The sequence below is a fragment of the Gordonia heveisoli genome (assembly GCF_030315745.1).
Taxonomy (GTDB): domain Bacteria; phylum Actinomycetota; class Actinomycetes; order Mycobacteriales; family Mycobacteriaceae; genus Gordonia.
In genome coordinates this window covers 174,633-196,964 of sequence record NZ_JASXSH010000005.1, presented here as the reverse complement: position 1 = coordinate 196,964, position 22,332 = coordinate 174,633, and the positions used below count along the sequence as shown (strand labels likewise).

Genomic DNA, 22,332 nt, shown 5'->3' with positions numbered 1-22,332 from the left:
GACATGCGATCAGCGCGGGGTGGCCGTATCGGGCCGGGATATCGGCAGCGGCGGCACCTGATCGGCGTCGCGGCGCTGGTCGCCGGAATCGTGCTGTCGGGCTGCGCGGTCGGTCCCGAATCCGGCCCCGATCTCGTCCCCGGTGACGGTAACGACAACCCGGCGACCACGACATCGGTCGCACCCCCGCCGCCGCCACCGGCGCTTGCCGCGCCGAAACAGGATCTGAAGTGGCGACCGTGTGCCGCCGAGGTCGCCGGGGCGTACTCGGTCGGCGCACCGGCCGGGATGACGGTCGAGTGCGCGACCTTCGACTCCCCCATCGACCCGGCCCGGCCCGACGATGCGGTCATGCCGATCGCCGCCACGCGGCTACGCACCGCGTCCACACCGCCCACGGCGGCACCGCTGGTCCTCACCTCCGGGTCCGATCTGCCGTCGTCTCGAACCCTGCTGATGCTCGCCGACGGCGCGGGGGCGCAGATCCTGCGCACCCATCCGATCGTCGCGATCGATCGTCGGGGGATCCCGCGCAGCAAAGATCTCGACTGCATGACCCGAATCGAACGGGCCAATCTCGTCGACAACGGCTTCAACCGGAACACCGCGTCGTCGGACAGCGCGCGGATCAGCGCCTTGGCGTCCTCCGCGTCGTCGGCATCGGACAGTTGCACCGAGACTCTGACGCCGTACCAACTGAACTTCAGCATCAGCTTCGCCGCATCCGATCTGGAAACCCTGCGCCGCACCTGGGGTGTGGAGCACCTCGGGATCGTCGGCGTCGGCGAGGGATCCGACGTCGCGCTGGCCTACGCGTCGCTCTATCCCGGTCGGGCCGGTCGGCTCATCCTCGACACCCCCACCCCGTTCGGCATGAATGCGCGGGATCGGGCGCTCGCCCGCGCGACGTGGGTGCAGACCGGGTTACAGACCTTCGCCCAGCGATGTGCGACCGTCCCCGGCTGCGCCTTCGGTACCGACGGTCTCGCGACCATGCAACGCCTGATCGACCGCGCGGGGGCGGGCCGGCTCGGCGCCCTCTCCGACACCCAGGCGCTCGCCGCGATCACCACCGCCGTGGCAACCGCGGACGCCAAACCCGACGCACTGGTTGCGGTGTCGTCGGCGATTGTCGCGGCCGACCGCGGCGACACCGGGGCGCTGACCGCCCTGGCCTCGCGTGCCGCGCAGCTGCGACTCAACGACGGGGCGATCGTCGCCACCTGCAATGACGTGATCGGTCCCGTCGGACAGAGCGAGATCCCTGGGCTTATCGATGCCTGGTCGCGGCAGAGTTCCCTCACCGGCGCCGACGCCGCGCTGTCGCTGCTGCGATGCAACGGCTGGCCGCCCGCAGAGGGCACCCGCGCGCCGACCGCCCTGCCCACCGCACCGCTGGTGCTGTCCGGCAGCAACGACACCATCAACGGCGGAAGCGGTGCTGCGGCACTCAAGCCGCTGTTCATGAACCTCCAGGTCGCGCCGGTCACCGTCACCTGGGACGGTCTGGGCTACTCGGTGCTCGCCCGCAGCAGCTGCGCCGCCGATGTCGTCGCCGAGTACGTCGACCGGGCACCGCTGACCGGCCAGACCCAGCGCGGCTGCCCGGCCTGACCGACCCCGGACGAATCGCCCATTCCGCCGACACCCCGTTGGGGGCATCGGCGGGAGTGACGCACGACTCGTAGTAGGGTTCGCGCGTGGCGACTGTCGACAAATATCTCTACCCCCAGGTGAGCGTGCAGCGGATCATCCCGATGATCCTGTGGCCGCTCAGCATCATGATGGTGTTCCAGCGTTCGGTGATCCTGGGTGTCAATGGCTCCCGCACCGACGACTTCCGGCCCGTCTACGATGCCGCGTTCGCCTTCCTCAACCGTCTCCCCGTCTACGGCGAGAACCTTGACACCGTCAGCCCGCACTACCTCTACCCACCGTCGGGAACGCTGCTCATGTCGCCGGTGGCGGTCATCGACTTCGAGCGTGCACGCTGGCTGTTCATCGCGGTGTCGGTGATCGCGCTGGTGGTCTCGGCGTATCTGCTGACCCGGATGTTCGGCTACTCGGTCACGTCGTGGGTGATGCCGGCCGTGCTGTTCTTCTTCTTCAGTACCGAGACGGTCGCCAACACGCTGATCTTCACCAACTTCAACGCCTTCGTGCTGCTCGGCATGCTCGCCTTCATGCTGCTGCTGATCAAACGCTACGACCTGTGGGCCGGTGCCGCGATCGGCCTGACCATCGCCGTCAAACCCGTCCTCGCACCGCTACTGCTGCTGGCCCTGCTCAACCGGCAGTGGAAGGTCCTGATCACCGGGATCGGCATCCCGGCCGCGCTGATGGTGGTGGCGTGGCCGCTGAGCGTCGACGCCAAGAAGTTCCTCACCGACACCACGCCGTACCTCAGCGAGGCCCGCGACTACTACAACAGTTCGATTCCGGGCAACGGTGCCTACTTCGGTGTGGCACCGTGGCTGGTCATCCTGCTGCGCGTCGCCTTCGTCGCGATGGCCGTCTTCTCGCTGTGGTTCCTCTATCGGTACTACCGCACCACCAACGAACTGCTCTGGCTCAGCGCGTCGTCGGGCGTGCTGTTGGGCACTACCTTCCTGGTCGGCGCGCTCGGGCAGGGCTACTACTCGATGCTGTTGTTCCCGCTCCTGATGACGGTGGTGCTGCCAGGGTCACCGGTGCGCAACTGGCCGGCCTGGCTCGGCGTCTACGGCTGTATGGCCTTCGACAGCTTCTACTCCGAACGCTGGAACGTCTTCGGGTGGATTCTCGAGTACGGCAAGGTCACGTGGGGCTGGTCGCTGCTGATGATCGCGGTGTTCTGTTCACTGCTGTTCCGGTACCTGGACATCCGTGCGGCGGAGGCGGCCGAAGCACCTGCGCCAGAACCGCTCTCCGACTCCCCCGGCGACGATGCGCCGACCACCGCGGCCGTCGCAGCTTCCTGACGTCGGTCCGGTGGTCGCCTGCGATCGTGGCGCAATCGGGCCGTCGCTCGCTACCGTGGACATATGACCTCCGAGACCCCCGCCGAGCTCGCCAATCTGTCCGACGACGAGTGGAAGCAACGCCTGACCCCAGCGGAGTACCGAGTGCTGCGCCAGGCCGGCACCGAGGCGCCGTTCACCGGTGAGTACACCGACGAGAAGACTGTCGGCGTCTACCGCTGCCGCGCGTGCAACGCCGAGTTGTTCCGCAGTGAGCAGAAGTTCGAATCCCATTGCGGCTGGCCGTCGTTCTTCTCCCCGCTGGCCGGTGACGCCATCATCGAACGGGTCGACAACACGCTCGGCATGACCCGCACCGAAGTGCTGTGCGCCAACTGCGGCAGCCATCTGGGCCACGTCTTCGCGGGCGAGGGCTACGACACCCCCACCGACCTGCGTTACTGCATCAACTCGATCAGCCTGCAGTTAGAGGCCGAGGACTCGTAGCGCCGACCGAGGTGCCAGGTGCGTCGGCGACGCGCCACGAAGTCCCCTCGACGCCGGGGGACGCGCGTCCCCCGGACAAGGTCACGGCAACGCGTCGATGAGCGCGTTCACCTCGACCCGCGGGCCGGTGAAGAACGGGGTCTCCTCCCGGACATGCATCCGAGCCTCGGTGGCGCGCAGGTCACGCATGAGGTCGACGATCCGATGCAGTTCGGGCGCCTCGAAGGCGAGCAGCCACTCGTAGTCGCCGAGTGCGAACGATGCGACGGTGTTGGCGCGCACGTCCTTGTACTCGCGGGCCGCCTTGCCGTGATCGGCGAGCATCTTGCGACGCTCCTCGTCGGGCAGCAGATACCACTCGTAGGACCGGACGAACGGATACACGCAGATGTAGTTTCCGGGTTCCTCACCGGCGAGGAAGGCCGGGATGTGGCTCTTGTTGAACTCGGCCGGACGGTGCAGTGCGACATTGCTCCACACCGCGTTGCTGGCACGCCCGAGGACGGTCTCGCGGCGGAACCGTGCGTACGCCGCCTGCAGTTCCTCGATCTTCTCCGCATGCCACCAGATCATGAAATCGGCGTCGGCGCGCAGACCTGACACGTCGTAGACGCCGCGAACCACGACACCACTGTCCGACAGCGACTTGAAGAAGTCGGCGGCATCGGATTTCGCCTCGTCCCGATCGGTCAGCTCGCCGGGGCGAACAGCGAAGACGGAGAACATCAGGTAGCGAACAGTGGCATTGAGCTCTGCGTAGTCCAAACGGGTCATGATCTCATCGTGCCACTCGAGTCACGCGGCCGATCAGTCAGGTGGGTCACATATTTCCCGGTACCGCCGACAGTCCGGCGAGCAGTTCGGAGACCGCCTGCCCGGCCCGCCCGATACACGCCGGAACCCCGACACCGGTATAGGCCGAACCCGCCAGCACCAGCCCCACGGGGCAGTCCCGCAGTACGTCGCGCATCCGGGCCAGATGGCCCGGCGGGTAGACCGGCAGGCCGCCCGGCCAGCGCTGCACCACCAGGTCCACCGCACGTCCAGACACCGGCCCCACACCCGCGGCGGCACACACCCGGTCGAGGTCGGCCAGCGCCTCACCACGCAACCGATCGTCGACGCCGGGCTCCTTCGACGGATCCGGAACCGGCGCACGGAACCGGCCGAACGAGGCCCGCACCGACACCGGTCGGGTGGCATCGGCGAGATGATCCCACTTCCGGGAACTGAAGGTGAAAGCCTTGGCGTGCAAGTCTTCTCCGGTCGCGACGAGTAGCCCCGAATGATCCGGGATCATCGTTGCGGGCGCGAGCGCGATCGACACGACCACCGATGATGCCCCGGCCACCGCCGACAGCGGCGCCGCGAGCGCCGGAGCTGCGTCGGCCAGTAACGCACCCGCCGTCCAGGCCGGGGTGGCCAGCACGACGCCGTCGTAATCGCGGGCGATGCCGTCCTCGTCGACGACGGTCCAGCCCCGACGGTTCTGCGGGGCCACCGCCACCACCCGGGTGCCGACCTCGGGAACCACATCCGCCGCGGACCGCAGCGCGGTGATCAACGTCCGGTAGCCGCCGAGGAGAGTGCCGAAGACCGGTCCACTGCTGCCCGCGCCGGCGGCGATGACGCTGCGTACCGCGGCGGTCAACGAGGTGGCCCCGGCGTCGAGTGCGGCCGCGAGCGCGGGAATGGCCTCCCGAAGACCGATGTCGGCGGACAGGCTCGAATACACGCCGCCGAGCATCGGGTCGACGCCCCGGGCGACGACACTGGCACCGAAGCGGTCGGCCACGAAGTCACCGAGTGCCGGGTCGGCGCCCGGCCGCCAATCCAGCGGACGGTCGGCTTCGCCGGCGATCCGGGTGAGGTCGGCGTCGTCTGCGAGACCAGACATCGCCTCGGCGGAGGCCGGGATACCCATCAACGCCGGGGTCGGCAGTGGGTGCAACGTACCCCCGGCCCAGATCGCGGGCCGACGTCCGGCGGGTGCGACGACCTGATCGGCCAGTCCCAGCTCGGTGACCAGGGCGAGCGCTTCGGGACGACGGACGATGAAGGCCTCCGCGCCGACATCGACCAACTGTCCGCCGACCGCGGTGGTGTGCAGGATCCCGCCCAGTCGATCGGCGGCGTCGAGGACGTCGATGCGGGCATCGGCACCGAGCTGCTGACGCAGCCGGAACGCCGCGGTCAGCCCGGAGATCCCCGCTCCGATGACCGCGACCCGCGGTGCCGCACCCGACGGTGTCATCAGAGGGTGTGGACCAGCTCGACGACGCGGGTCAGCACATCCGGATCGGTACCCGGCAGAACACCGTGCCCGAGGTTGAAGATATGCCCGATCGCACCTTCGGCGATGGCGCGATCACCGTCGTCGATGACGCGCTGTACGTGCTGCTCTACGACGTCAGTGCCGGCGAACAACAGCGTCGGGTCGAGGTTGCCCTGCACGGCCTTACCCGGCCCCACCCGGCGCACCGCCTCGTCCAGCGGTACCCGCCAGTCCACGCCGATGACATCGGCGCCGGTCGCGGCCATCGGGGCGAGCAGTTCACCCGTCCCGACACCGAAGTGGATGCGGGGCACCCCATATTCAGCGACCTCGGCGAGCACCCGGGTGCTGTGCGGTGCGACGAACCGCTGATAGTCCGCGGCCGACAACATCCCGGCCCACGAATCGAACAACTGCATGGCGTCGGCGCCTGCGTCGAGCTGGACCCGCAGGAACGCGATGGTGATGTCGGCGAGCTTACCCATCAGCAGATTCCAGGTCTGCGGATCGCCGTGCATCATCGCCTTGGTGCGCTCATAGTTGCGACTCGGGCCGCCCTCGATCAGATAGGACGCGAGCGTAAACGGTGCCCCGGCGAAACCGATCAGCGCGGTGGTGTCGCTCAACTCATCGAGGATGAGTCCGACCGCATGCGCGACCGCACCCACCGCATCAGGTTCCAGGCGTGGCAGCGCAGCGACGTCGGCGGCGGTGCGGACCGGGTTGGCGATCACCGGGCCCGTCCCGGCGACGATGTCCAGGTCGATTCCGGCCGCCTTGAGCGGCACCACGATGTCGGAGAACAGGATTGCGGCGTCCACGTCGTGCCTGCGGACCGGCTGCATGGTGATCTCACACACCATCGCCGGGTCGAAACAGGATTCGAGCATGCCGTGTTCGGCGCGCAGCGCCCGATACTCGGGCAGTGAGCGGCCGGCCTGCCTCATGAACCACACGGGACGGCGGCTGGGCCGCGCACCCGTCGCGGCGGCGACAAGCGGCAGCTGGGAACGATCGGCGCGGGTACGAGTTGCGTGCGACATCACGGTCAACTCTGCCATGTGCGATCACCCGCAGTACACGCCGGACCCAGGTTCGTCCGCCGATATCCGGCGCGCCTCCGCCGCCGCTCGCCGCCGCCGACCTACCGTCGAGACGTGACCTCTTCGGGAGCTCCCAGCGAGCCTGCTGATTTCCGCGCCGCCGTCGAGTCGCTGCATGCGGCCCGCATCCGGCGCGAGATCGAGGTCGGACCGATCCGACCACCGCAGCGCCTCGCGCCGTACAGCTATGCCGTCGGCGCCGAAGTCGCCGGACCCGACATCGCCGACAGCGAGCTGCCCGTGGAATCGCAGGGGTCCGCGTTCGGACGTCTCATCCTGCTGCACGACCCGGCCGGCCAGGACGCCTGGAACGGCACGATGCGCCTGGTCGCCTACATCCAGGCCGAGGTCGAGGCGGCACTCGCGATGGACCCGCTGCTGCCCGAGGTCGCCTGGAGCTGGCTCTCGGACGCGCTCGGTGTCCCGGTCGGTGAGACCGCCTCCCCCGACGACTCGACATCGGATTTCGCCGTCACCGCGCTCGGCGGCACCGTCACCTCGACCACCTCGGTCCGCTACGGCGACATCGCCGGCCCGCCACGCGCCCACCAGCTCGAGCTGCGGGCCTCCTGGACCGCGGTGACAACCGACGGTCTCGGTCGCCACCTCGAGTCCTTCTGCGATGTGCTGGCGTCCGCGGCCGGCCTCCCACCGGTCGGGGTCACCGAACTCGGGTTGTCATGAGCGAAGCCGGAACACGCGGATCGAGCGGCGATTCGGCCGGGTCCGACCCGGGTGGATCCGATCCGTCTACCGAGGCCGATACGCCGCCGGTCACCCCGCTACTGACTCCCGTCGACGGTGTCCCGCCGGTCCTGTCACACTCCGACGAATTCGACGACGTCGCCCGCGCCCTGCGGGCCGGTACCGGCCCGATCGCCGTCGACACCGAGCGGGCGTCGGGCTATCGCTACTCGCAGCGGGCCTACCTGATCCAGCTGCGCAGGCAGGGATCGGGATCGTTCCTCATCGATCCGATCGCCGAGCCGGACGCGCTGGCCCCGGTGATCGACGCCCTGGCCGGACCGGAATGGGTGCTGCACGCCGCGGACCAGGATCTGCCCTGTCTTCGCGAACTCGGTTTCGTGTGTACGACGCTGTATGACACCGAACTCGCCGGCCGGCTCCTCGGTCTGGCCAAGGTCAATCTCGCGGCGATGGTGGCCCACTTCCTCGGGCTCGGCCTGCAGAAGGGTCACGGTGCTGCCGACTGGTCGCGTCGGCCACTCCCCGACGACTGGCTCAATTACGCCGCACTCGACGTCGAGGTGCTCGTGGAGCTGCGTGACGCGATGGATTCCGCACTCGCCACGGCAGGCAAGGACGGCTGGGCCCGTGAGGAATTCGACTACATTCTGCAGCGCCCGCCCGCCCCGCCGCGCACCGACAGGTGGCGTCGGACCTCCAACATCCACACCATCAAGGACCAGCGAACCCTGGCCGCGGTCCGCGAACTGTGGACCGCACGTGAGGAGATCGCCCAGCGCCGCGACGTCGCTCCCGGACGAGTCCTGCCCGACTCCGCCGTCGTCAACGCGGCCACCGTCAACCCGTCGACCGTCGAGGAACTGACCCGGCTGCCCGTCTTCGGCGGACCACGGCAGCGTCGTCAGGCCGGGGTCTGGTTCAGTGCGCTGCGCCGGGCCGCCGAGCTGTCCGACGCCGACCTGCCCGCACGCAAAACCCCGTCCACGGGTCTACCGCCGATCAGCCGCTGGGAGCAACGCAATCCCGACGCCGCCGCACGCCTGGCTGCCGTGCGCCCACGGATCAGCGCGATCGCCGAGGAGCACTCGGTACCCGCCGAGAACCTGCTTCTCCCCGATGCGATGCGTCAGCTCTGCTGGGACGGTGTCGCACACCCCGACACCGAGTCGGTGAACCAACGGCTCGCCGCCGACGGTGCACGCAGCTGGCAACGTGACCTGTGCTCCGCCGCCATCGCCGAGGCACTCGCCGGTGTCACAACCCCGGGTACGACAACCGGGGCCTGACCGACTCAGGCCTGATCGTCTGCCGGGCTGTGCTGGTGCCGCGGCACCGGCGCGTCATGCACACCGGAATCCAGCTCGGGAGCGACCTGCATACCCGACACCGTCGCGGTGATCGACCGCGCCAGATCCTGTGCAGTCAGACCCAATTCGGCAAGGATCTCGCCACGTGAGGCGTGCAGCACGAACTCCTGTGGAACGCCGCGGGTCTGTACCGGCACCAGGACCTCGGCGCGGGCGATCGCCGCCGCGACCTCGGAACCGACCCCACCGCTGACGCCACCGTCTTCGAGGGCGACTACCAGGCGGTGCCGGGTGGCGGCCTCGACCACCGACACCGGGACCGGCAGTACCCAGCGCGGGTCGATGACGGTGGCCACGATCCCCTGCTGCGCCAGCCGTTCAGCGGTGTCGACGGCCAGGGCACAGAACGCGCCGACCGCGACGATGAGGACATCCCCCGACGCCGGCCCCATCCCCGGGCTGGCCCGATGCAGCACGTCGGCGCCGTCATCAAGGCGTTCGATCGCCCGGATATCCTCGGGCACCGCACCTTTGGAGAATCGCAGCGCCGACGGACCGTCGGAGATCGCGAGCGCCTCGTCGAACTCCTCACGCAGACGCACCGCGTCGCGCGGCGCCGCCACCCGCAGCCCGGGCACCATCGCCATCAGCGACAGATCCCACATGCCGTGATGGCTGGGACCATCTGGTCCGGTGATGCCGGACCGGTCGAGCACCACGGTGACCGGTAGCCGCAGCAACGCCACATCCATCAGCAACTGGTCGAAGGCGCGGTTGAGGAAGGTCGAATAGATCGCGACAACCGGGTGCATCCCGCCGAGGGCGAGTCCGGCCGCCGACGTCATCGCATGCTGTTCGGCGATGCCGACGTCGAACATCCGATCCGGGAAACGCTCGCCGAAGGGTGTCAATCCGGTCGGTCCGGGCATCGCCGCGGTGATCGCGACGACATCCTCGCGCGCCTGCCCGGCCTCCACCAGAGCCGCTGAGAACACCGACGTCCAATCCTGCGGTGAGACGCTGGTCGCCCGTCCGGTGGCCGGGTCCATCACACCGGTGGCGTGCATCTGGTCGGCCTTGTGGTTCTCCGCCGGCGCGTATCCCATGCCCTTGCGGGTGACCGCGTGCACGATCACCGGACCCCCGAAGTCGCGGGCGTGAGCCAGGGCCGATTCCATGGCGGCGACGTCGTGGCCGTCGACCGGGCCAACGTATTTGATGCCGAGGTCGGTGAACATCGCCTGCGGGCTCAGCAGGTCCTTCAGGCCGCTCTTGACGCCGTGCAGGACCGCGTACGCGGAGTCCCCGACAACCGGCATCTGCTTGACGGCGCGACGGCTCTCGTCGAGGAAGCGCTCGTATCCGGGCCGTAGCCGCAACCCGGACAGGTGGGTGGCCAGCCCGCCGATGGTCGGCGCATAGGACCGGCCGTTGTCGTTGACGACCATCACGATGCGGCGATCGGAGGCGGCGATGTTGTTGATGGCCTCCCAGCACATACCGCCGGTCAGGGCGCCGTCACCGACGACCGCCACCACGGTGCGGTCGCCCTGACCCGACAGCGCGAACGCCTTGGCGAGTCCGTCGGCGTAGGACAGCGCCGCCGACGCATGCGAGGACTCCACCCAGTCGTGTTCGCTCTCCGCGCGGTCCTGGTAGCCGGTCAGCCCGCCACGCTGGCGCAGGCCGTCGAATCCGTCCTTGCGGCCGGTGACGATCTTGTGCACGTAGCACTGATGTCCGGTGTCGAAGATCAGCGGATCGTGCGGGGAGTCGAAGACGCGGTGCATGGCCAGCGTCAGCTCCACCACCCCCAGATTGGGGCCGAGGTGACCGCCGGTCGCGGCGACCTTCGCGATGAGGAACTCCCGGATCTCGGCGGCCAGCGTCACCATCTCCGCCGGCGACAACTGCCGCAGATCGGCCGGCGAATCAATCCGGTCGAGCACGCTCATCGCTTCCTCCATCGAGATCTCACATATCCATCTCAGGCCACCCTGACGCACCGGACCGCGTGGGGGCTGACCACGCCGCGTCGGTGGCGGCCGCATCGACACCGGTTCGCGCCGACACTCACAACCGATCAGTCTACGGACTCTCCCCGACGCCCCGACGCCACGCGACGCGTGCCGGTGATCACCGCGGGCCGGATCAGCCTCGGCGTCCCGTGTCCGCGGGCACCAGCGCGGCGATCGCCTCCACATGATGTGTCAGCGGAAACGCGTCGAAACCGCGGATCTCGACCGGCCGATACCCGTGGTCGCGGTACAGCCCCAGATCGCGGGCGAAGCGAGCCGCGTCACAGCCGACATGGACGACGACCGACGGCGCCGCCGCGCAGACGGCGTTGATCACCTTGCTGCCCGCGCCGGTACGCGGCGGGTCCAGGACGACGACGTCTGGTGCGGGCAGGCCACCGACCAGACGGGCGACCTCGCCATGATGGCGGTGGACCGGTTCGTCCGCGCCGAAGGCGGTATCGGCGGCTGCCAGCGCGCGGGTGTCGGACTCGACGAGATGGACCGCACCGACTCCGGCCCGGTCGAGAAGCGCCGCGGCGAAGACCCCCGCACCGCCGTACAGATCCCAGGCGACCGCGGGACGCCCGAGATCGGCGAGTGTGGCGGCGATCAGGTCCGTGACCGCCTGCGAATAGGCCTCCGGGGCACCGCGATGGGCCTGCCAGAAACCCGTCACCGGGATCTCCCATACCCGTGTGCCCACGGCATGCCGGGCCGCAGCCGCACCCGCCACTACCCGTTCGGCGCGACGCGACGTCGTCCGCCGATGCCGGGTGCGCTGGGCACCGGGGCGGCCGCGGCCGCGCGAGTCGACCGCGGCAAGTTCGACGACATGCCGCCGGCCGTCGGCGTCCTCGACGACGGCCAGCTCACTGCCCGGGGTGCCGAGACCGTCGAGGTCGTCGAGCAGGCCCGCTGAGGGCTGTGCACAGGGCCAGGTGATGATCGACGACCCGCGGAAGGCGCGCTGTCCGGTCCGCCCGTCATCGCCGACCGCGAGCCGGGTCCGCACTCGCCAGCCGGTGTCGGCCCCCACCGACTCGATGCCGGTGTGCACGAGTGCCGTGTTCGCAATCAGCTCGTCGGGCACTCTGCCCACCCGCAGCAGCACGTCACGCAGGACGTCACGCTTGAGGACACGCGCATGAGCGGGCGCGACGAAGGCCAGGTCACAGCATCCCGCGCCGTGGTCGGCGGCTGCGCAGAGCACCGGAACCCGATACGGCGACGCCTCGAGGACCTCGACGGTCTCGGCTCGCCAGAACGACGCGTTGGCGTCGTCGGTGACCCGGGCACGCACCCGTTCGCCGGGGATCGCGCCACGCACGAAGACGACCCGACCGTCGGTATGGGCGACCGAGTCACCACCGTTGGCCGGACGTTCGAGTAGCAGGTCCAGTTCGATACCGGTCACCGGTTCTCCAGATCGCCGAGGGCGCGTCGGGTGTCACCGGGCGCCGAGTACTTCGGCACGTCCTTGAGACGATCCGAGGAGGTCAACTGCCAGGGCACCGACGTCACCATCACCCCCTGCTCGAACAGCAGTCTGCCCTTGAGCCGCAGCGCGGACTGGTTGTGCAGGATCTGCTCCCACCAATGCCCGACGACATATTCGGGAATGAACACGGTGATGACGTCGCGCGGGTTCTCCCGCCGCACGCGTCGGACATAGTCGATGACCGGTCGGGTGATCTCGCGATAAGGCGAGGCGATGACCTTCAGCGGCACGGTGATGTCGCTCGCCTCCCACTGCGACACCAGTTTGCGGGTGTCGCGGTCGTCGACGTTGACGGTGATCGCCTCCAGCACGTCGGGCCGGGTGGCGCGGGCGTACCGCAGTGCACGGCGGGTGGCCAGATGCAGTGACGACACCAAGACCACCGAATGGGTGCGACTGGGCAGTACCGACTCCTCGTCGAGTTCGGCCCGTTCGAGTTCGCGCTGCACCGTCGCGTAATGGTGGTGGATGAGCTTCATCACGACGAACAAGGCGATCATCGCGACGATCGCGATCCAGGCGCCCGCAGTGAATTTGGTGATGAGCACGACGACCAGCACGGTGCCGGTCATGAGCAGACCGATCGTGTTGATCACCCGCGACCTCAGCATCCGGCGACGTGCGCGCGGATCGGTCTCGGTGCGCAGGAGTCGCGTCCAGTGCCGCACCATGCCGGTCTGGCTGAGCGTGAACGACACGAACACACCGACGATGTAGAGCTGGATGAGTTTGGTGACCTCGGCGTCGAAGGCCACCACGAAGACGACCGCCGCCAGGGCGAGGAACAGGATGCCGTTGCTGAAAGCCAGCCGGTCACCGCGGGTGTGCAGCTGGCGCGGCAGGAAACGGTCCTGCGCCAGCACCGACCCGAGTACCGGGAAGCCGTTGAATGCGGTGTTGGCAGCCAGCAGCAAGATCAGCGCGGTGGCGACGGCCACGAAGTAGAACGCCGGACTGAATCCGCCGAAGACGGCATGCGCCAGCTGGGCGATCATCGACTTCTGCTGATAGTCGGCGGGTGCGCCGATCAGGTCCTTGGCCGGATCCATCACGTATTTCGCGCCGATCTTCTCGGCCAGCATCACGATGCCCAGCAGCAGCACGATCGCGATACTGCCCAGCATCAGCAGCGTGGTCGCGGCGTTGCGCGACTTCGGCTTCCGGAACGCCGGGACACCGTTGCTGATCGCCTCCACACCGGTCAGCGCAGCGCAACCGGAGGAGAAGGCGCGCGCGATCAGAAAGACGAAGGCGATCCCGACGAGGTGACTGTCCTCGGCCCGGATCTCGAAATCGGCGGTCTCCGAGCGGATGGAGTCGTCGAGCAGATAGATGTCGATGAACCCCCAGGCGAGCATCACGAGTACACCGAAGATGAACGCATAGGTCGGGATCGCGAGCACCGCACCGGATTCCTTGATGCCACGCAGGTTGACCGCGGCCAGCAGCAGGATCCCGGCGACACAGAACCACACGCGATGGTCGGCGACGAACGGGACCGCCGACCCGATGTTCTCCGCCGCCGACGACACCGACACCGCCACGGTCAGCACGTAGTCGACCAGCAGTGCGCTGCCGACGGTGAGTCCTGCGTTGGAGCCGAGGTTCACCGTCGCGACCTCATAGTCACCACCGCCGGACGGGTAGGCGTGCACGTTCTGCCGGTAGCTGGCGACCACGACGACCATCACCACCGCGACGGCCAGCGCCACCCACGGGGTGTACGCCAGCGCCGAGACCCCCGCCACCGACAGCACCAGGAAGATCTCTTGGGGGGCATAGGCGACAGACGACATCGCATCCGAGGCGAAGACGGGCAGCGCGATGCGTTTCGGCAACAGCGTGTGGCCGAGGGTGTCGCTACGGAAGGGCCGACCCAACAGCAGACGTTTGGTCGCCACGGACACCTTGGAGACGGTGGACACCCCGCAACCCTAGAGCGTGCCCGACCCGTTGACCATCAGGGGCCGGACACCGGTATGACGACCCGCCGGGTCGTGCGTCGCAAACGTGTCGCGGCGGGTAGGTTCAACACCGATCGACGATGACCATTGGGCACCCGACACGGGTGCCGAAACCGATGTGCCGGCACCGGTGCCGGCAGTGTGGACGTACGGAAGGAACGACGTGCGGGTAGTGATCATGGGGTGCGGCCGGGTCGGCTCCTCACTCGCAATGGCGATGCAGAAGCGCGGCCACGACATCGCGATCATCGACCGCGATCGCTCGGCGTTCTCCCGATTGGCACCGGAGTTCACCGGTCAGACCATCGCCGGTGTCGGATTCGACCGGGATGTCTTGATCAAGTCGGGTATCGAGACGGCCGACGCCTTCGCCGCGGTGTCCTCCGGCGACAACTCCAACATCATCGCGGCCCGGGTCGCCAGGGAGACCTTCGGGGTCGAGCGGGTCGTCGCCCGCATCTACGACGCCAAACGCGCGGAGGTGTACGAGCGGCTCGGCATCCCGACGGTCGCAACCGTGCCGTGGACCACCGAACGATTCGTTTCCGCGCTGGGCGAGACGTCGACGACCACCGAGTGGCGTGACCCGTCCGGTTCGCTGGCGGTCGCACAGTTGGAGATCCACGAATCGTGGATCGGCACCACCGTCGGCAAATTCCAGGAACTGACCGGTGCGCGGATCGCCTTCCTCAACCGGGTCGGGCATCCGGTGCTACCTGACGTCCGCACCGTATTGCAGCAGGACGACGTGGTCTTCGCCGCGAGCCTGCTCGACAACCTGCCCAATGCCCGGGCCCTGGCGGCCGCGCCCCTCGAGCATGAGTGAGGTCCCGGTGAACCACGCCGCAACGATCAGGAGTGCACAGTGAAAGTCGCCATCGCCGGGGCCGGTGCCGTCGGCCGCTCGATCGCCCGCGAGTTGCTCTCCAGCTCCCATGAGGTCACCCTTTTCGAACGCAAGACCGACAACATGGACCCCGACGCCGTCCCGGCGGCGACCTGGATCCTCGCCGACGCCTGTGAACTGTCCAACCTGGAACAGGCGCAGTTGCAGACCTTCGATGTGATGATCGCCGCGACCGGCGACGACAAAGCCAATCTGGTGGTGAGCCTGCTCGCCAAAACCGAATTCGCGGTCAACCGGGTCGTCGCCCGCGTCAACGACCCACGCAACGAGTGGCTGTTCGGCGAGGACTGGGGAGTCGACGTCGCCGTATCCACCCCGCGCATGCTGGCCTCCCTGGTCGAGGAGGCGGTGTCGGTGGGAGATCTGGTGCGGCTGATGACATTCCGTCAGGGTCAGGCGAATCTCGTCGAACTGACACTCCCACCCAACACGCCCCTGGCCGGTAAGCCGGTCCGCAAACTGGACCTGCCCCGCGATGCTGCACTGGTGACCATCCTGCGCGGCGGCCGGGTGATCGTGCCCCAATCCGACGACCCGATCGAGGGCGGAGACGAACTCGTCTTCATCGCCCCGGTCGAGGCCGAACCGGCACTGCGCGCGGCGATGGGTATCCCGGAGAGCAGCAAGAATCCGGTCGGCGGCTACTGACCGCGGTCCTCGGCCTCGTCGGCACCGTCGGCCACCTGTTCCACGTCGTGTTCCTCGCGGGTGGCTCGGCGCACCAGCAGGATCGTGCCCAGAATCGCCAGTGCCGTCAGCGGCCACCCCATCGCGATGCGTGTGACGGCGAGCCAGCCGGTTTCGCCCTCGTCGTACAGACGTGACTGGGCGAGATAGCGCGCACCGAAGACGGCCGCCCACAACGCGGTGGCCAGGTCGTAGGCGAGCAGGGTCCGACGATGTCTGCGCCAGCCCATGCCGTCGCCGTTGACGAGATTCCACGCGACCCCGACCAGCGGCCAGCGCACCACGATGGAGATCACGAACACCACCGCATAGACGAGCGTGGTCCAGATCCCGAAGAGGAAGTAGCCCTTGGCATCCCCCACCCGGTTGGCGATGAACACACAGATCGCCACCCCCAGGAGTCCGGAGATGGCGGGGGCGAGCCGCTCGCGTCGTGCGAGCCGGATGGCGAAGATCACCGCAGCCGCCGCAAGCGCCGCGACGATCGCCGCGCGCAGCCCGAATGCGGTGTTGGCGGGCACGAAGACCAACACCGGGATGGTCGAATAGATCAGGCCCGAGACCCCACCCATCTGCTCCAGCAACGACGGTGCGGGCGTTTCGGGTTCGGCGGGACCGTCGTCGTCAGTCCTCGACGCCATGCAATTCGTAGAACGGGTTGTAGATCACCTTGCCGCCGTTGTATTCGGCGAGGCGTCCGCGAACCGTGAGTTTGCGGCCGGGTTCAATACCCGGAATTCGGTTGCGACCCAGCCATTTGAGCAGTACCACGTCGGTGCCGTCGAAGAACTCGGCCTTGACACCGGCCTTCGCGGTGCGCGAGCAGGTCTCGACCGCGCGGAGTTCGCCGTGCATGGTGACCTCGTCACCCCGCGAACACTCGGATGCGTGCTGGGCACCCGTGGCTCGCGATTCCTCGGCGATCTTCTCCGCGTCGGCGTCACCGAGGTCTTCGGTGAGGCGACGCGTGAGCCGCTTGAGATATCCGGCTGTGGGCATCACAACCTCCTGGTTGTCGGGTTCGCAGGTCACTGGATCATCGCCATCTGGACGATGACCCGGCCGCATCGGGGTCAGCCTAGACCTGGTCATCCACTCCGTCCAACGTCGGGCATGATCGAAACATGCCCAGTACCGATGACCGGACCGATCGACGTGGCTGACCGGGTACGACAGGCCGCGCCGACCGCACTCGTGGCCATTCCCGGAACCGGCTCCGACGCCGACTACGCGGCTCGCGCGTTCGGCCCGGCGGCCGCCGCGCTGGGTGTGGAACTGATCGGTTCCGAACCGTCGTCGGATCTGGTCGACGGGCATCTGCGGGTCCTGGACCGGGCCGTAGCCACCCACGGCCGGATCATCGTCGGGGGTGTGTCGATCGGTGCCGCGATCGCGGTCCGGTGGGCGCTCGGCAACGACGATGGGGGCTGTGCGGGCGTGTGGGCGGCGCTGCCCGCCTGGAGCGGGTCGCCCGAGCACGCGATCGCGACCGCCAGCGCGCGCATCACCGCCGACGGCATCGAACGTGACGGGCTGGACGCGGCGATCGCCGACCTGCACCGCACCAGTCCCCCGTGGCTGGCGCAGGAACTCGACCGATCCTGGCGCGCGCTGCACCCGGGGCTCGTTCCGCAGCTGCGTCAGGCCGCCGACTTCTATTCCCCGACACCCGGCGACATCGCCATGCTCGACGTTCCGCTGGTGGTGACCGCGGCGGTCGACGACCCGATCCACCCGATCGAGATCGGCCGGGCATGGGCCGCGGCGGCCCCACGGTCGGCGCTGGTCGAGGTCACGCTCGCGCAATGGGGTGCTCGCCCGGCCCTACTCGGTGACTCGTGTGCCCGCGAGTGGAGTCGGCTGACCGAGATAGCGCATTGAGCCGAATGCGGGTGCCACCCCCACGGCCCGCTTGCGGCCGTGTGCTCCGCGCACCTCAGGTACAACAGGGGCGTCGGGCGCCCCCGAGGGGAAACCGCTAGGAGTCGGTGCGCCGACGTCCGAAGCGACGGAATCGCTGCATCGCCGATCCTTCCGACGGCGGGACCTCGTCCTCGTCGTCGGCTTCCTCGACGACCGCTTCGGCGCCTACGGCCTCGGCCTGCGGGTTCCACACCGTGGCCTGGGCGACCTGATCCTTCGCACCACCGGGTACCGAACCGCCGGCCGCTGCGTTCTCCTCGGCAGACGGCGCAACATCGTCGGCGGTCGGTGCATCGACGGACCGTGCGTCGGACGTGGCCTCGGGGATCGTCGCCCCCGGCCCACCGCCCTGGGTGTCGTCGAGTTCGGCCATCATCTGCTGCTGGGCCGCGTTCACCTGTTCGGCGAGCACGGGCGGCAACACGATCGGCAGCGGTTCCCGCGGCGGGAACGGCTCGGTGCCGCGACGCACGACCGTCTCGGCCAGCACCGCACGCGCGAGCTGGGCCATCTCGTTGGACAACTCGGACGGGCCGCCGGCAGCGAGACGCACCATCCAGCGCGGACCGTCGACGCCGATGAAGCGATGGGTGTTGCCGTCCAGCACGGCGACGACCTCACGACCCCAGTGTCCGTCCTCGATGCTCGTGGCAGCACCGTCGTCGCGCAGCGAGGTCGCGAGTTCACGCACCACCTCACGCCACAGTCCGGGCGATTTGGGAGCGGCGAAGGCACTGACCGTGATCCGGCCAACCGGGGTCACGAGGTAGACGGCCTGCAGCTGGTGATCGGCCGACATCTCCACGGTGACCTGGCCACCCTCGACGACGGGCACGAGCACCGAACCGAGGTCGAGGTGAGAGTTCTCCAGATCCGCGGCGTCGGTCGCCAGGGCTTCGAAGTCATACGGTCCACCGGCCTCGCCGATCCGCAATTCGCCGCCACCCTCACGTGCCATCAGTCACAAGCTCCTCGTCTCGCGGCAACATCCCCACATGCGCCATGGAAGGCCAGCGTAGACGACCGGCGCACCGATCGGACGCGACGACACCACCACCCGTCCGCTCATCGCGGCGCGGCGGTCTCCCCCAGCGCCGCATGCCCTCCGCTGGAGCCGTAGCCGCCCGCACCGCGACTGGTGTCGTCGAGTTCGGCGACCTCCACGAAATCGGGCAGCTCCACCCGCTGCACCAGCAACTGGGCGATGCGGTCGCCCCGCGCTATGACGATCGGCTGCTCGGGATCGAGGTTGATCAGACAGACCTTGATCTCACCGCGATAGCCGGCGTCGATGGTGCCCGGAGTGTTCACGATGGACAGTCCGGCGCGCGCGGCCAGACCGGACCGCGGATGGATCAGCCCGACGGTGCCGATCGGCAGCGCGATCGCAATACCGGTGGGCACCAATTGCCGTCGGCCGGCGGGCAGTTCCAGATCGATGGTCGAGTACAGGTCGACGCCCGCGTCGCCGGGGTGCGCTCGGGTCGGCAGCGGTAGTTCCGGATCGAGTCGGCGCACGCGGATGGGTGCGATTCCGGACGGTGCGAGAGGGGACGGATCAACGGTCACGCAGGCAGACTACGCTGATCGCGTGCCCGCACCAGATTCACCAGAGAAGTCGCACGATTCGGCAGCCGATGGCCCACTCTTCGACGAACGGCTCTATGTGCCCTGGTGGTGGTGGCTGGCGGCAGCCGTGGTGACCGGTGTCGTCGGCCACGAGATCGAACTCTCCGCACACAACTCGCCGTGGGGACTGCTCGGCTATGCGGGGACCGCGGTCCTGTGCGTCGCCGTGCTGCTATCGATGAGTCGTACCCGCATCCGCGTCGACCACGATCGTCTGCTGCACGCCGACCGGGCCCGCCTGCCCCGGTCGGTCATCGCGCGTGCCGCGAGTGTCCCGGCGACCGCGAAGAGCGCCGCACTCGGCCGTCAGCTCGATCCGGCCGCCTACCTCGTTCATCGTGCCTGGGTGAAGACGATGGTGCTCATCGTTCTCGACGACCCCGACGATCCGACGCCCTACTGGCTGGTCTCCACCCGCCGTCCGGCGCAGTTGCTGGCCGCGCTGGGCGTCGAGGACGCCGCGGCGCAACCGCCTGCCACCGGGTAGCGCCCGAGAGGGAATAAGACAAAGCAAGACAGGACGCGCCCCGCGGGGTTCGTCCTGTCTTGCAGTTTCCGGTTTCGACCGGCGTGACCCGCCGTTCAGGCGCAGTCGACGCAGATCATCTCCGAGCCGTTCTCGTGGTCCAACCGGCTGCGGTGGTAGACGAGAAAGCAGCTGCTGCAGGTGAATTCGTCTGCCTGCTTCGGCACCACCCGCACCGAGAGCTCCTCGCCGGACAAATCCGCACCGGGGAGTTCGAAGGACTCGGCAGTGTCACCCTCGTCGACATCCACCGCCGAGGATTGCGCCTCACTGCGCCGGGCCTTCAGCTCCTCGAGGGAATCCTCGTTGAGATCTTCGGTCTCGGTACGTCGTGGGGCGTCGTAATCAGTAGCCATCGTGTGCCTTACTTGTCGAGAGTCTCACAAGCGCTCCCGGCTGCCGGCTTGTGGCCGGACAGCCCTTCCTTATGCGCAGCCCCGCCGGGATCGACATCACTGCGGGGTCACTACAACGTCGCGACCAATGCAATTCGTTTCCCGATACCCAGTCGACTCCTGTGATCTTGATCACTTTTCGCCGATTCCCTCCCTCAGGGCTGAGGAGAGCGGGCGCCCGAAGAATAGTGCACCGAGACCGCCGGGTCAACCATGAGTTCACCGGCGCCGTGTCGGGCGTGTCCTCGCCGACAGTCCGCTCTGGCGAGCCCTGCCGCCGTCGGCTTTACACACCCTCTACAGTGGGCGCAGTCGCACGTCGGAGAAGGAGCGGAGTCCACGGTGGTATCGCAGATCACGACCGGATATCCGACCGATGAGAACGGTCAACCCTACCGGCGTCGCCGCCACCTGCCGGCCATCATCGCCATGGTGGTGTTGGCACTGGTCGGTGTCGTGGTGTGGTCGGTCGCACTATCCGACGACACCACCGAGGCCGCACCGACCGACTGCAATCAGCCGACCCCGGCCACCGCCTCGTCGACCACCGCCGGGCCGAACACACCGCCGGCCACCCCGGCCGCCACACAAACCGTCGCGCCGCGCGCCGAGATGCTCGAGGTGATCCCGGCGGCGCTGTCGACCTTCCAGATCCGGGTCCTCAACGCCTCCAACGAACGCGGTGCCGCCCGCTCGGTCTCCGACGACCTGACCCGGCAGGGTTTCACCCCCGCCGCCGACAACCCGTACGGCGACGACCCGATCTATCCCAACCACGACCTGAACTGCGTCGCACAGATCCGCTTCGGCGCGGCGGGCAAATCCGGCGCAGCCGCACTGTGGGTCGCCTTCCCGTGCGCCGAACTGGTCACCGACAACCGTCGCGACACCTCGGTCGACGTCGCCCTGGGCACGTACTACAAGGGTCCGGACTGGTCGCAGGACTCCAAGGCCGCCCTGGAGGCGCTGAAGGCCGCCAACCCGAAGAACCCCGACACCGGCGTCGATCCCAGCCTCCTCAGCGCGGTCCACTCGTCGAGCTGCTGACCGGTGAGCGGGCGGCGGATCAGCCGAGCGGGTCGAGTCCGCCCAGTTCGTCGATGAGAGCGACCAATTCGGTCGCCACGCCCGGCGCACTGGCCATCGTCAGATAGCCCTCCGACGCACGCGAATCCGGCGGTGGCGTACGCACCACCGCACCCGCCTCGGCCGCGATCAGCGCACCAGCTGCCCAGTCCCACGGACTCAGGCCGTGCTCGTAGTGAGCGTCGACCGCACCGGTGGCCACCATGCACAGATCGAGCGCGGCCGCACCGATGCGCCGGATGTCGCGGATCTGTGGCAGCAGACCGGCCACGATCCTGCCCTGCGCAGCCCGTCGCGGTGCGTCGTAGGCGAATCCGGTGGCCACCAGCGCCAGCTCCGCCCGGTCGATCTGGTTGCAGGACAACCGATGCCGGTTGCCCTCCCGGTCGGCGACATAGGACCCGCCGCCGAGCGCGGCGCTGTAGGTCAGTTCCCGGGCCACATCGACGACCGCCCCCGCCACCGACTCGCCGTCGACCTGCGCGGCGACCGACACCGCATAGGCGGGCACGCCGTACATGAAGTTCACCGTGCCGTCGATCGGATCGACGACCCAACGCACGCCGCTGGGCACCCGGACCGAGCCGCCGGCCTCCTCACCGAGTACCTCGTCGTCGGGACGCGCACGGTGCAGCAGGTCGCGGATCAGGGTTTCGGTCTCGGTGTCGGCGACCGTCACCGGATCGGTCTCGGTCGACTTCGTCGACACCACGTCGTCGGCCGACCGGGTCCCGGACACCTCGAACAATTCCGGCCGGCGACGGCGCACATGTGCGGCGGCCTCCTCGGCAACCGCGCGCGCGATCTCGGCCAGGGTTTCGGGACTCGGTGTCGGATTCACGACTCCATTCAACACA

At 68.5% G+C, this 22,332-nt stretch carries 22 protein-coding genes; 10 read left to right on the top strand and 12 right to left on the bottom strand.

Annotated features, from left to right (window positions below; genetic code table 11):
• Nucleotides 1–3: 3 nt before the first annotated feature.
• The 3 genes from QSJ18_RS06600 (at nucleotide 4) to msrB (ending at nucleotide 3,446) form a co-directional block, all read left to right on the top strand.
• Nucleotides 4–1,614, top strand: a complete 1,611-nt coding sequence (locus QSJ18_RS06600) for an alpha/beta fold hydrolase (protein WP_286325499.1) — start codon at nucleotides 4–6, stop codon at nucleotides 1,612–1,614.
• 86 nt (nucleotides 1,615–1,700) lie between these two features.
• Nucleotides 1,701–2,960 carry a glycosyltransferase family 87 protein gene (locus QSJ18_RS06595; protein WP_286325498.1) on the top strand — a complete coding sequence of 420 codons (1,260 nt, stop codon included), beginning with the start codon at nucleotides 1,701–1,703 and terminating at the stop codon, nucleotides 2,958–2,960.
• 63 nt (nucleotides 2,961–3,023) lie between these two features.
• Complete coding sequence (gene msrB, locus QSJ18_RS06590; RefSeq protein ID WP_286325497.1) at nucleotides 3,024–3,446, top strand: peptide-methionine (R)-S-oxide reductase MsrB; 423 nt, start codon at nucleotides 3,024–3,026, stop codon at nucleotides 3,444–3,446.
• 81 nt (nucleotides 3,447–3,527) lie between these two features.
• Here the strand turns inward: msrB and hemQ are convergent, their stop codons facing one another.
• From hemQ to hemE, 3 genes are read right to left on the bottom strand one after another with little or no spacing between them, the layout of a single operon-like run.
• A complete protein-coding gene (gene hemQ, locus QSJ18_RS06585) occupies nucleotides 3,528–4,220 on the bottom strand; it encodes a hydrogen peroxide-dependent heme synthase (protein WP_286325496.1) in 693 nt (230 codons plus the stop codon).
• 46 nt (nucleotides 4,221–4,266) lie between these two features.
• Nucleotides 4,267–5,700 (bottom strand): protoporphyrinogen oxidase, encoded by a 1,434-nt coding sequence (gene hemG, locus QSJ18_RS06580; RefSeq protein WP_286325495.1) that lies wholly within the window; start codon nucleotides 5,698–5,700, stop codon nucleotides 4,267–4,269.
• Nucleotides 5,700–6,764, bottom strand: coding sequence for a uroporphyrinogen decarboxylase (hemE, locus tag QSJ18_RS06575; RefSeq protein WP_286325562.1), 1,065 nt, complete (start codon nucleotides 6,762–6,764; stop codon nucleotides 5,700–5,702). The genes hemG and hemE overlap by 1 nt, the downstream gene beginning before the upstream one ends.
• 114 nt (nucleotides 6,765–6,878) lie before the next feature.
• Here hemE and QSJ18_RS06570 point away from each other — a divergent pair, with 114 nt between their 5' ends.
• Nucleotides 6,879–7,508, top strand: a complete 630-nt coding sequence (locus QSJ18_RS06570) for a DUF3000 domain-containing protein (RefSeq protein WP_286325494.1) — start codon at nucleotides 6,879–6,881, stop codon at nucleotides 7,506–7,508.
• Entirely contained in the window at nucleotides 7,505–8,818 is a 1,314-nt protein-coding gene (locus QSJ18_RS06565) for a ribonuclease D (RefSeq protein WP_286325493.1), read from the top strand. The genes QSJ18_RS06570 and QSJ18_RS06565 overlap by 4 nt, the downstream gene beginning before the upstream one ends.
• A gap of 5 nt (nucleotides 8,819–8,823) precedes the next feature.
• Here QSJ18_RS06565 and dxs read toward each other — a convergent pair whose 3' ends face one another.
• From dxs to QSJ18_RS06550, 3 genes are all read right to left on the bottom strand, one after another.
• Nucleotides 8,824–10,794, bottom strand: a complete 1,971-nt coding sequence (gene dxs / locus QSJ18_RS06560; RefSeq protein WP_286325492.1) for a 1-deoxy-D-xylulose-5-phosphate synthase — start codon at nucleotides 10,792–10,794, stop codon at nucleotides 8,824–8,826.
• 196 nt (nucleotides 10,795–10,990) lie between these two features.
• Nucleotides 10,991–12,274, bottom strand: a complete 1,284-nt coding sequence (locus QSJ18_RS06555; RefSeq protein WP_286325491.1) for a class I SAM-dependent RNA methyltransferase — start codon at nucleotides 12,272–12,274, stop codon at nucleotides 10,991–10,993.
• A complete protein-coding gene (locus QSJ18_RS06550; protein ID WP_286325490.1) occupies nucleotides 12,271–14,283 on the bottom strand; it encodes an APC family permease in 2,013 nt (670 codons plus the stop codon). Before QSJ18_RS06550 ends, QSJ18_RS06555 begins: the two co-directional genes overlap by 4 nt.
• A 202-nt stretch (nucleotides 14,284–14,485) precedes the next feature.
• Here QSJ18_RS06550 and QSJ18_RS06545 point away from each other — a divergent pair, with 202 nt between their 5' ends.
• On the top strand, nucleotides 14,486–15,148 hold the full coding sequence (locus tag QSJ18_RS06545; protein WP_286325489.1) for a potassium channel family protein: 663 nt from the start codon (nucleotides 14,486–14,488) through the stop codon (nucleotides 15,146–15,148).
• 39 nt (nucleotides 15,149–15,187) lie between these two features.
• Nucleotides 15,188–15,877 carry a potassium channel family protein gene (locus QSJ18_RS06540; RefSeq protein WP_286325488.1) on the top strand — a complete coding sequence of 230 codons (690 nt, stop codon included), beginning with the start codon at nucleotides 15,188–15,190 and terminating at the stop codon, nucleotides 15,875–15,877.
• Here the strand turns inward: QSJ18_RS06540 and QSJ18_RS06535 are convergent.
• Together QSJ18_RS06535 and QSJ18_RS06530 are read right to left on the bottom strand one after the other, a co-directional pair.
• Nucleotides 15,871–16,557, bottom strand: coding sequence for a DUF3159 domain-containing protein (locus QSJ18_RS06535; RefSeq protein ID WP_286325487.1), 687 nt, complete (start codon nucleotides 16,555–16,557; stop codon nucleotides 15,871–15,873). The genes QSJ18_RS06540 and QSJ18_RS06535 overlap by 7 nt on opposite strands.
• Nucleotides 16,541–16,915, bottom strand: a complete 375-nt coding sequence (locus QSJ18_RS06530; protein WP_286325486.1) for an OB-fold nucleic acid binding domain-containing protein — start codon at nucleotides 16,913–16,915, stop codon at nucleotides 16,541–16,543. The genes QSJ18_RS06535 and QSJ18_RS06530 overlap by 17 nt, the downstream gene beginning before the upstream one ends.
• 138 nt (nucleotides 16,916–17,053) lie before the next feature.
• On the opposite strand from QSJ18_RS06530, the gene QSJ18_RS06525 reads away from it, so the two are divergent.
• Nucleotides 17,054–17,797: a major capsid protein gene (locus QSJ18_RS06525; RefSeq protein WP_286325485.1), complete on the top strand. Its 744-nt coding sequence runs from the start codon at nucleotides 17,054–17,056 to the stop codon at nucleotides 17,795–17,797.
• Between the two features lie 97 nt (nucleotides 17,798–17,894).
• Here QSJ18_RS06525 and QSJ18_RS06520 read toward each other — a convergent pair whose 3' ends face one another.
• Both QSJ18_RS06520 and dut read right to left on the bottom strand, forming a co-directional pair.
• Nucleotides 17,895–18,797, bottom strand: coding sequence for a DUF3710 domain-containing protein (locus QSJ18_RS06520; RefSeq protein WP_286325484.1), 903 nt, complete (start codon nucleotides 18,795–18,797; stop codon nucleotides 17,895–17,897).
• Between the two features lie 107 nt (nucleotides 18,798–18,904).
• On the bottom strand, nucleotides 18,905–19,408 hold the full coding sequence (gene dut / locus QSJ18_RS06515) for a dUTP diphosphatase (RefSeq protein ID WP_286325483.1): 504 nt from the start codon (nucleotides 19,406–19,408) through the stop codon (nucleotides 18,905–18,907).
• Nucleotides 19,409–19,430: 22 nt separating this feature from the next.
• Between dut and QSJ18_RS06510 the strand changes: the two genes are divergently transcribed.
• Nucleotides 19,431–19,955, top strand: coding sequence for a DUF3093 domain-containing protein (locus QSJ18_RS06510; RefSeq protein WP_286325482.1), 525 nt, complete (start codon nucleotides 19,431–19,433; stop codon nucleotides 19,953–19,955).
• Nucleotides 19,956–20,050: 95 nt separating this feature from the next.
• Here QSJ18_RS06510 and QSJ18_RS06505 read toward each other — a convergent pair whose 3' ends face one another.
• A complete protein-coding gene (locus QSJ18_RS06505) occupies nucleotides 20,051–20,350 on the bottom strand; it encodes a DUF4193 domain-containing protein (RefSeq protein ID WP_286325481.1) in 300 nt (99 codons plus the stop codon).
• A gap of 381 nt (nucleotides 20,351–20,731) precedes the next feature.
• Here QSJ18_RS06505 and cei point away from each other — a divergent pair, with 381 nt between their 5' ends.
• Nucleotides 20,732–21,436, top strand: coding sequence for an envelope integrity protein Cei (cei, locus tag QSJ18_RS06500; RefSeq protein WP_286325480.1), 705 nt, complete (start codon nucleotides 20,732–20,734; stop codon nucleotides 21,434–21,436).
• Nucleotides 21,437–21,455: 19 nt separating this feature from the next.
• Here cei and QSJ18_RS06495 read toward each other — a convergent pair whose 3' ends face one another.
• Nucleotides 21,456–22,316 (bottom strand): inositol monophosphatase family protein, encoded by an 861-nt coding sequence (locus tag QSJ18_RS06495; RefSeq protein WP_286325479.1) that lies wholly within the window; start codon nucleotides 22,314–22,316, stop codon nucleotides 21,456–21,458.
• Nucleotides 22,317–22,332: the final 16 nt, after the last annotated feature.

Excerpts from the sequence above, each read along its gene's own strand:
- QSJ18_RS06600 (WP_286325499.1), top strand. The coding sequence starts at position 4 with ATGCGATCAGCGCGGGGTGGCCGTATCGGGCCGGGATATCGGCAGCGG.
- msrB (WP_286325497.1), top strand. The coding sequence starts at position 3,024 with ATGACCTCCGAGACCCCCGCCGAGCTCGCCAATCTGTCCGACGACGAG.
- hemQ (WP_286325496.1), bottom strand. The coding sequence starts at position 4,220 with ATGACCCGTTTGGACTACGCAGAGCTCAATGCCACTGTTCGCTACCTG.
- hemG (WP_286325495.1), bottom strand. The coding sequence starts at position 5,700 with ATGACACCGTCGGGTGCGGCACCGCGGGTCGCGGTCATCGGAGCGGGG.
- hemE (WP_286325562.1), bottom strand. The coding sequence starts at position 6,764 with ATGTCGCACGCAACTCGTACCCGCGCCGATCGTTCCCAGCTGCCGCTT.
- QSJ18_RS06565 (WP_286325493.1), top strand. The coding sequence starts at position 7,505 with ATGAGCGAAGCCGGAACACGCGGATCGAGCGGCGATTCGGCCGGGTCC.
- dxs (WP_286325492.1), bottom strand. The coding sequence starts at position 10,794 with ATGAGCGTGCTCGACCGGATTGATTCGCCGGCCGATCTGCGGCAGTTG.
- QSJ18_RS06535 (WP_286325487.1), bottom strand. The coding sequence starts at position 16,557 with ATGGCGTCGAGGACTGACGACGACGGTCCCGCCGAACCCGAAACGCCC.
- QSJ18_RS06530 (WP_286325486.1), bottom strand. The coding sequence starts at position 16,915 with ATGCCCACAGCCGGATATCTCAAGCGGCTCACGCGTCGCCTCACCGAA.
- QSJ18_RS06525 (WP_286325485.1), top strand. The coding sequence starts at position 17,054 with ATGACCGGACCGATCGACGTGGCTGACCGGGTACGACAGGCCGCGCCG.
- QSJ18_RS06520 (WP_286325484.1), bottom strand. The coding sequence starts at position 18,797 with ATGGCACGTGAGGGTGGCGGCGAATTGCGGATCGGCGAGGCCGGTGGA.
- QSJ18_RS06505 (WP_286325481.1), bottom strand. The coding sequence starts at position 20,350 with ATGGCTACTGATTACGACGCCCCACGACGTACCGAGACCGAAGATCTC.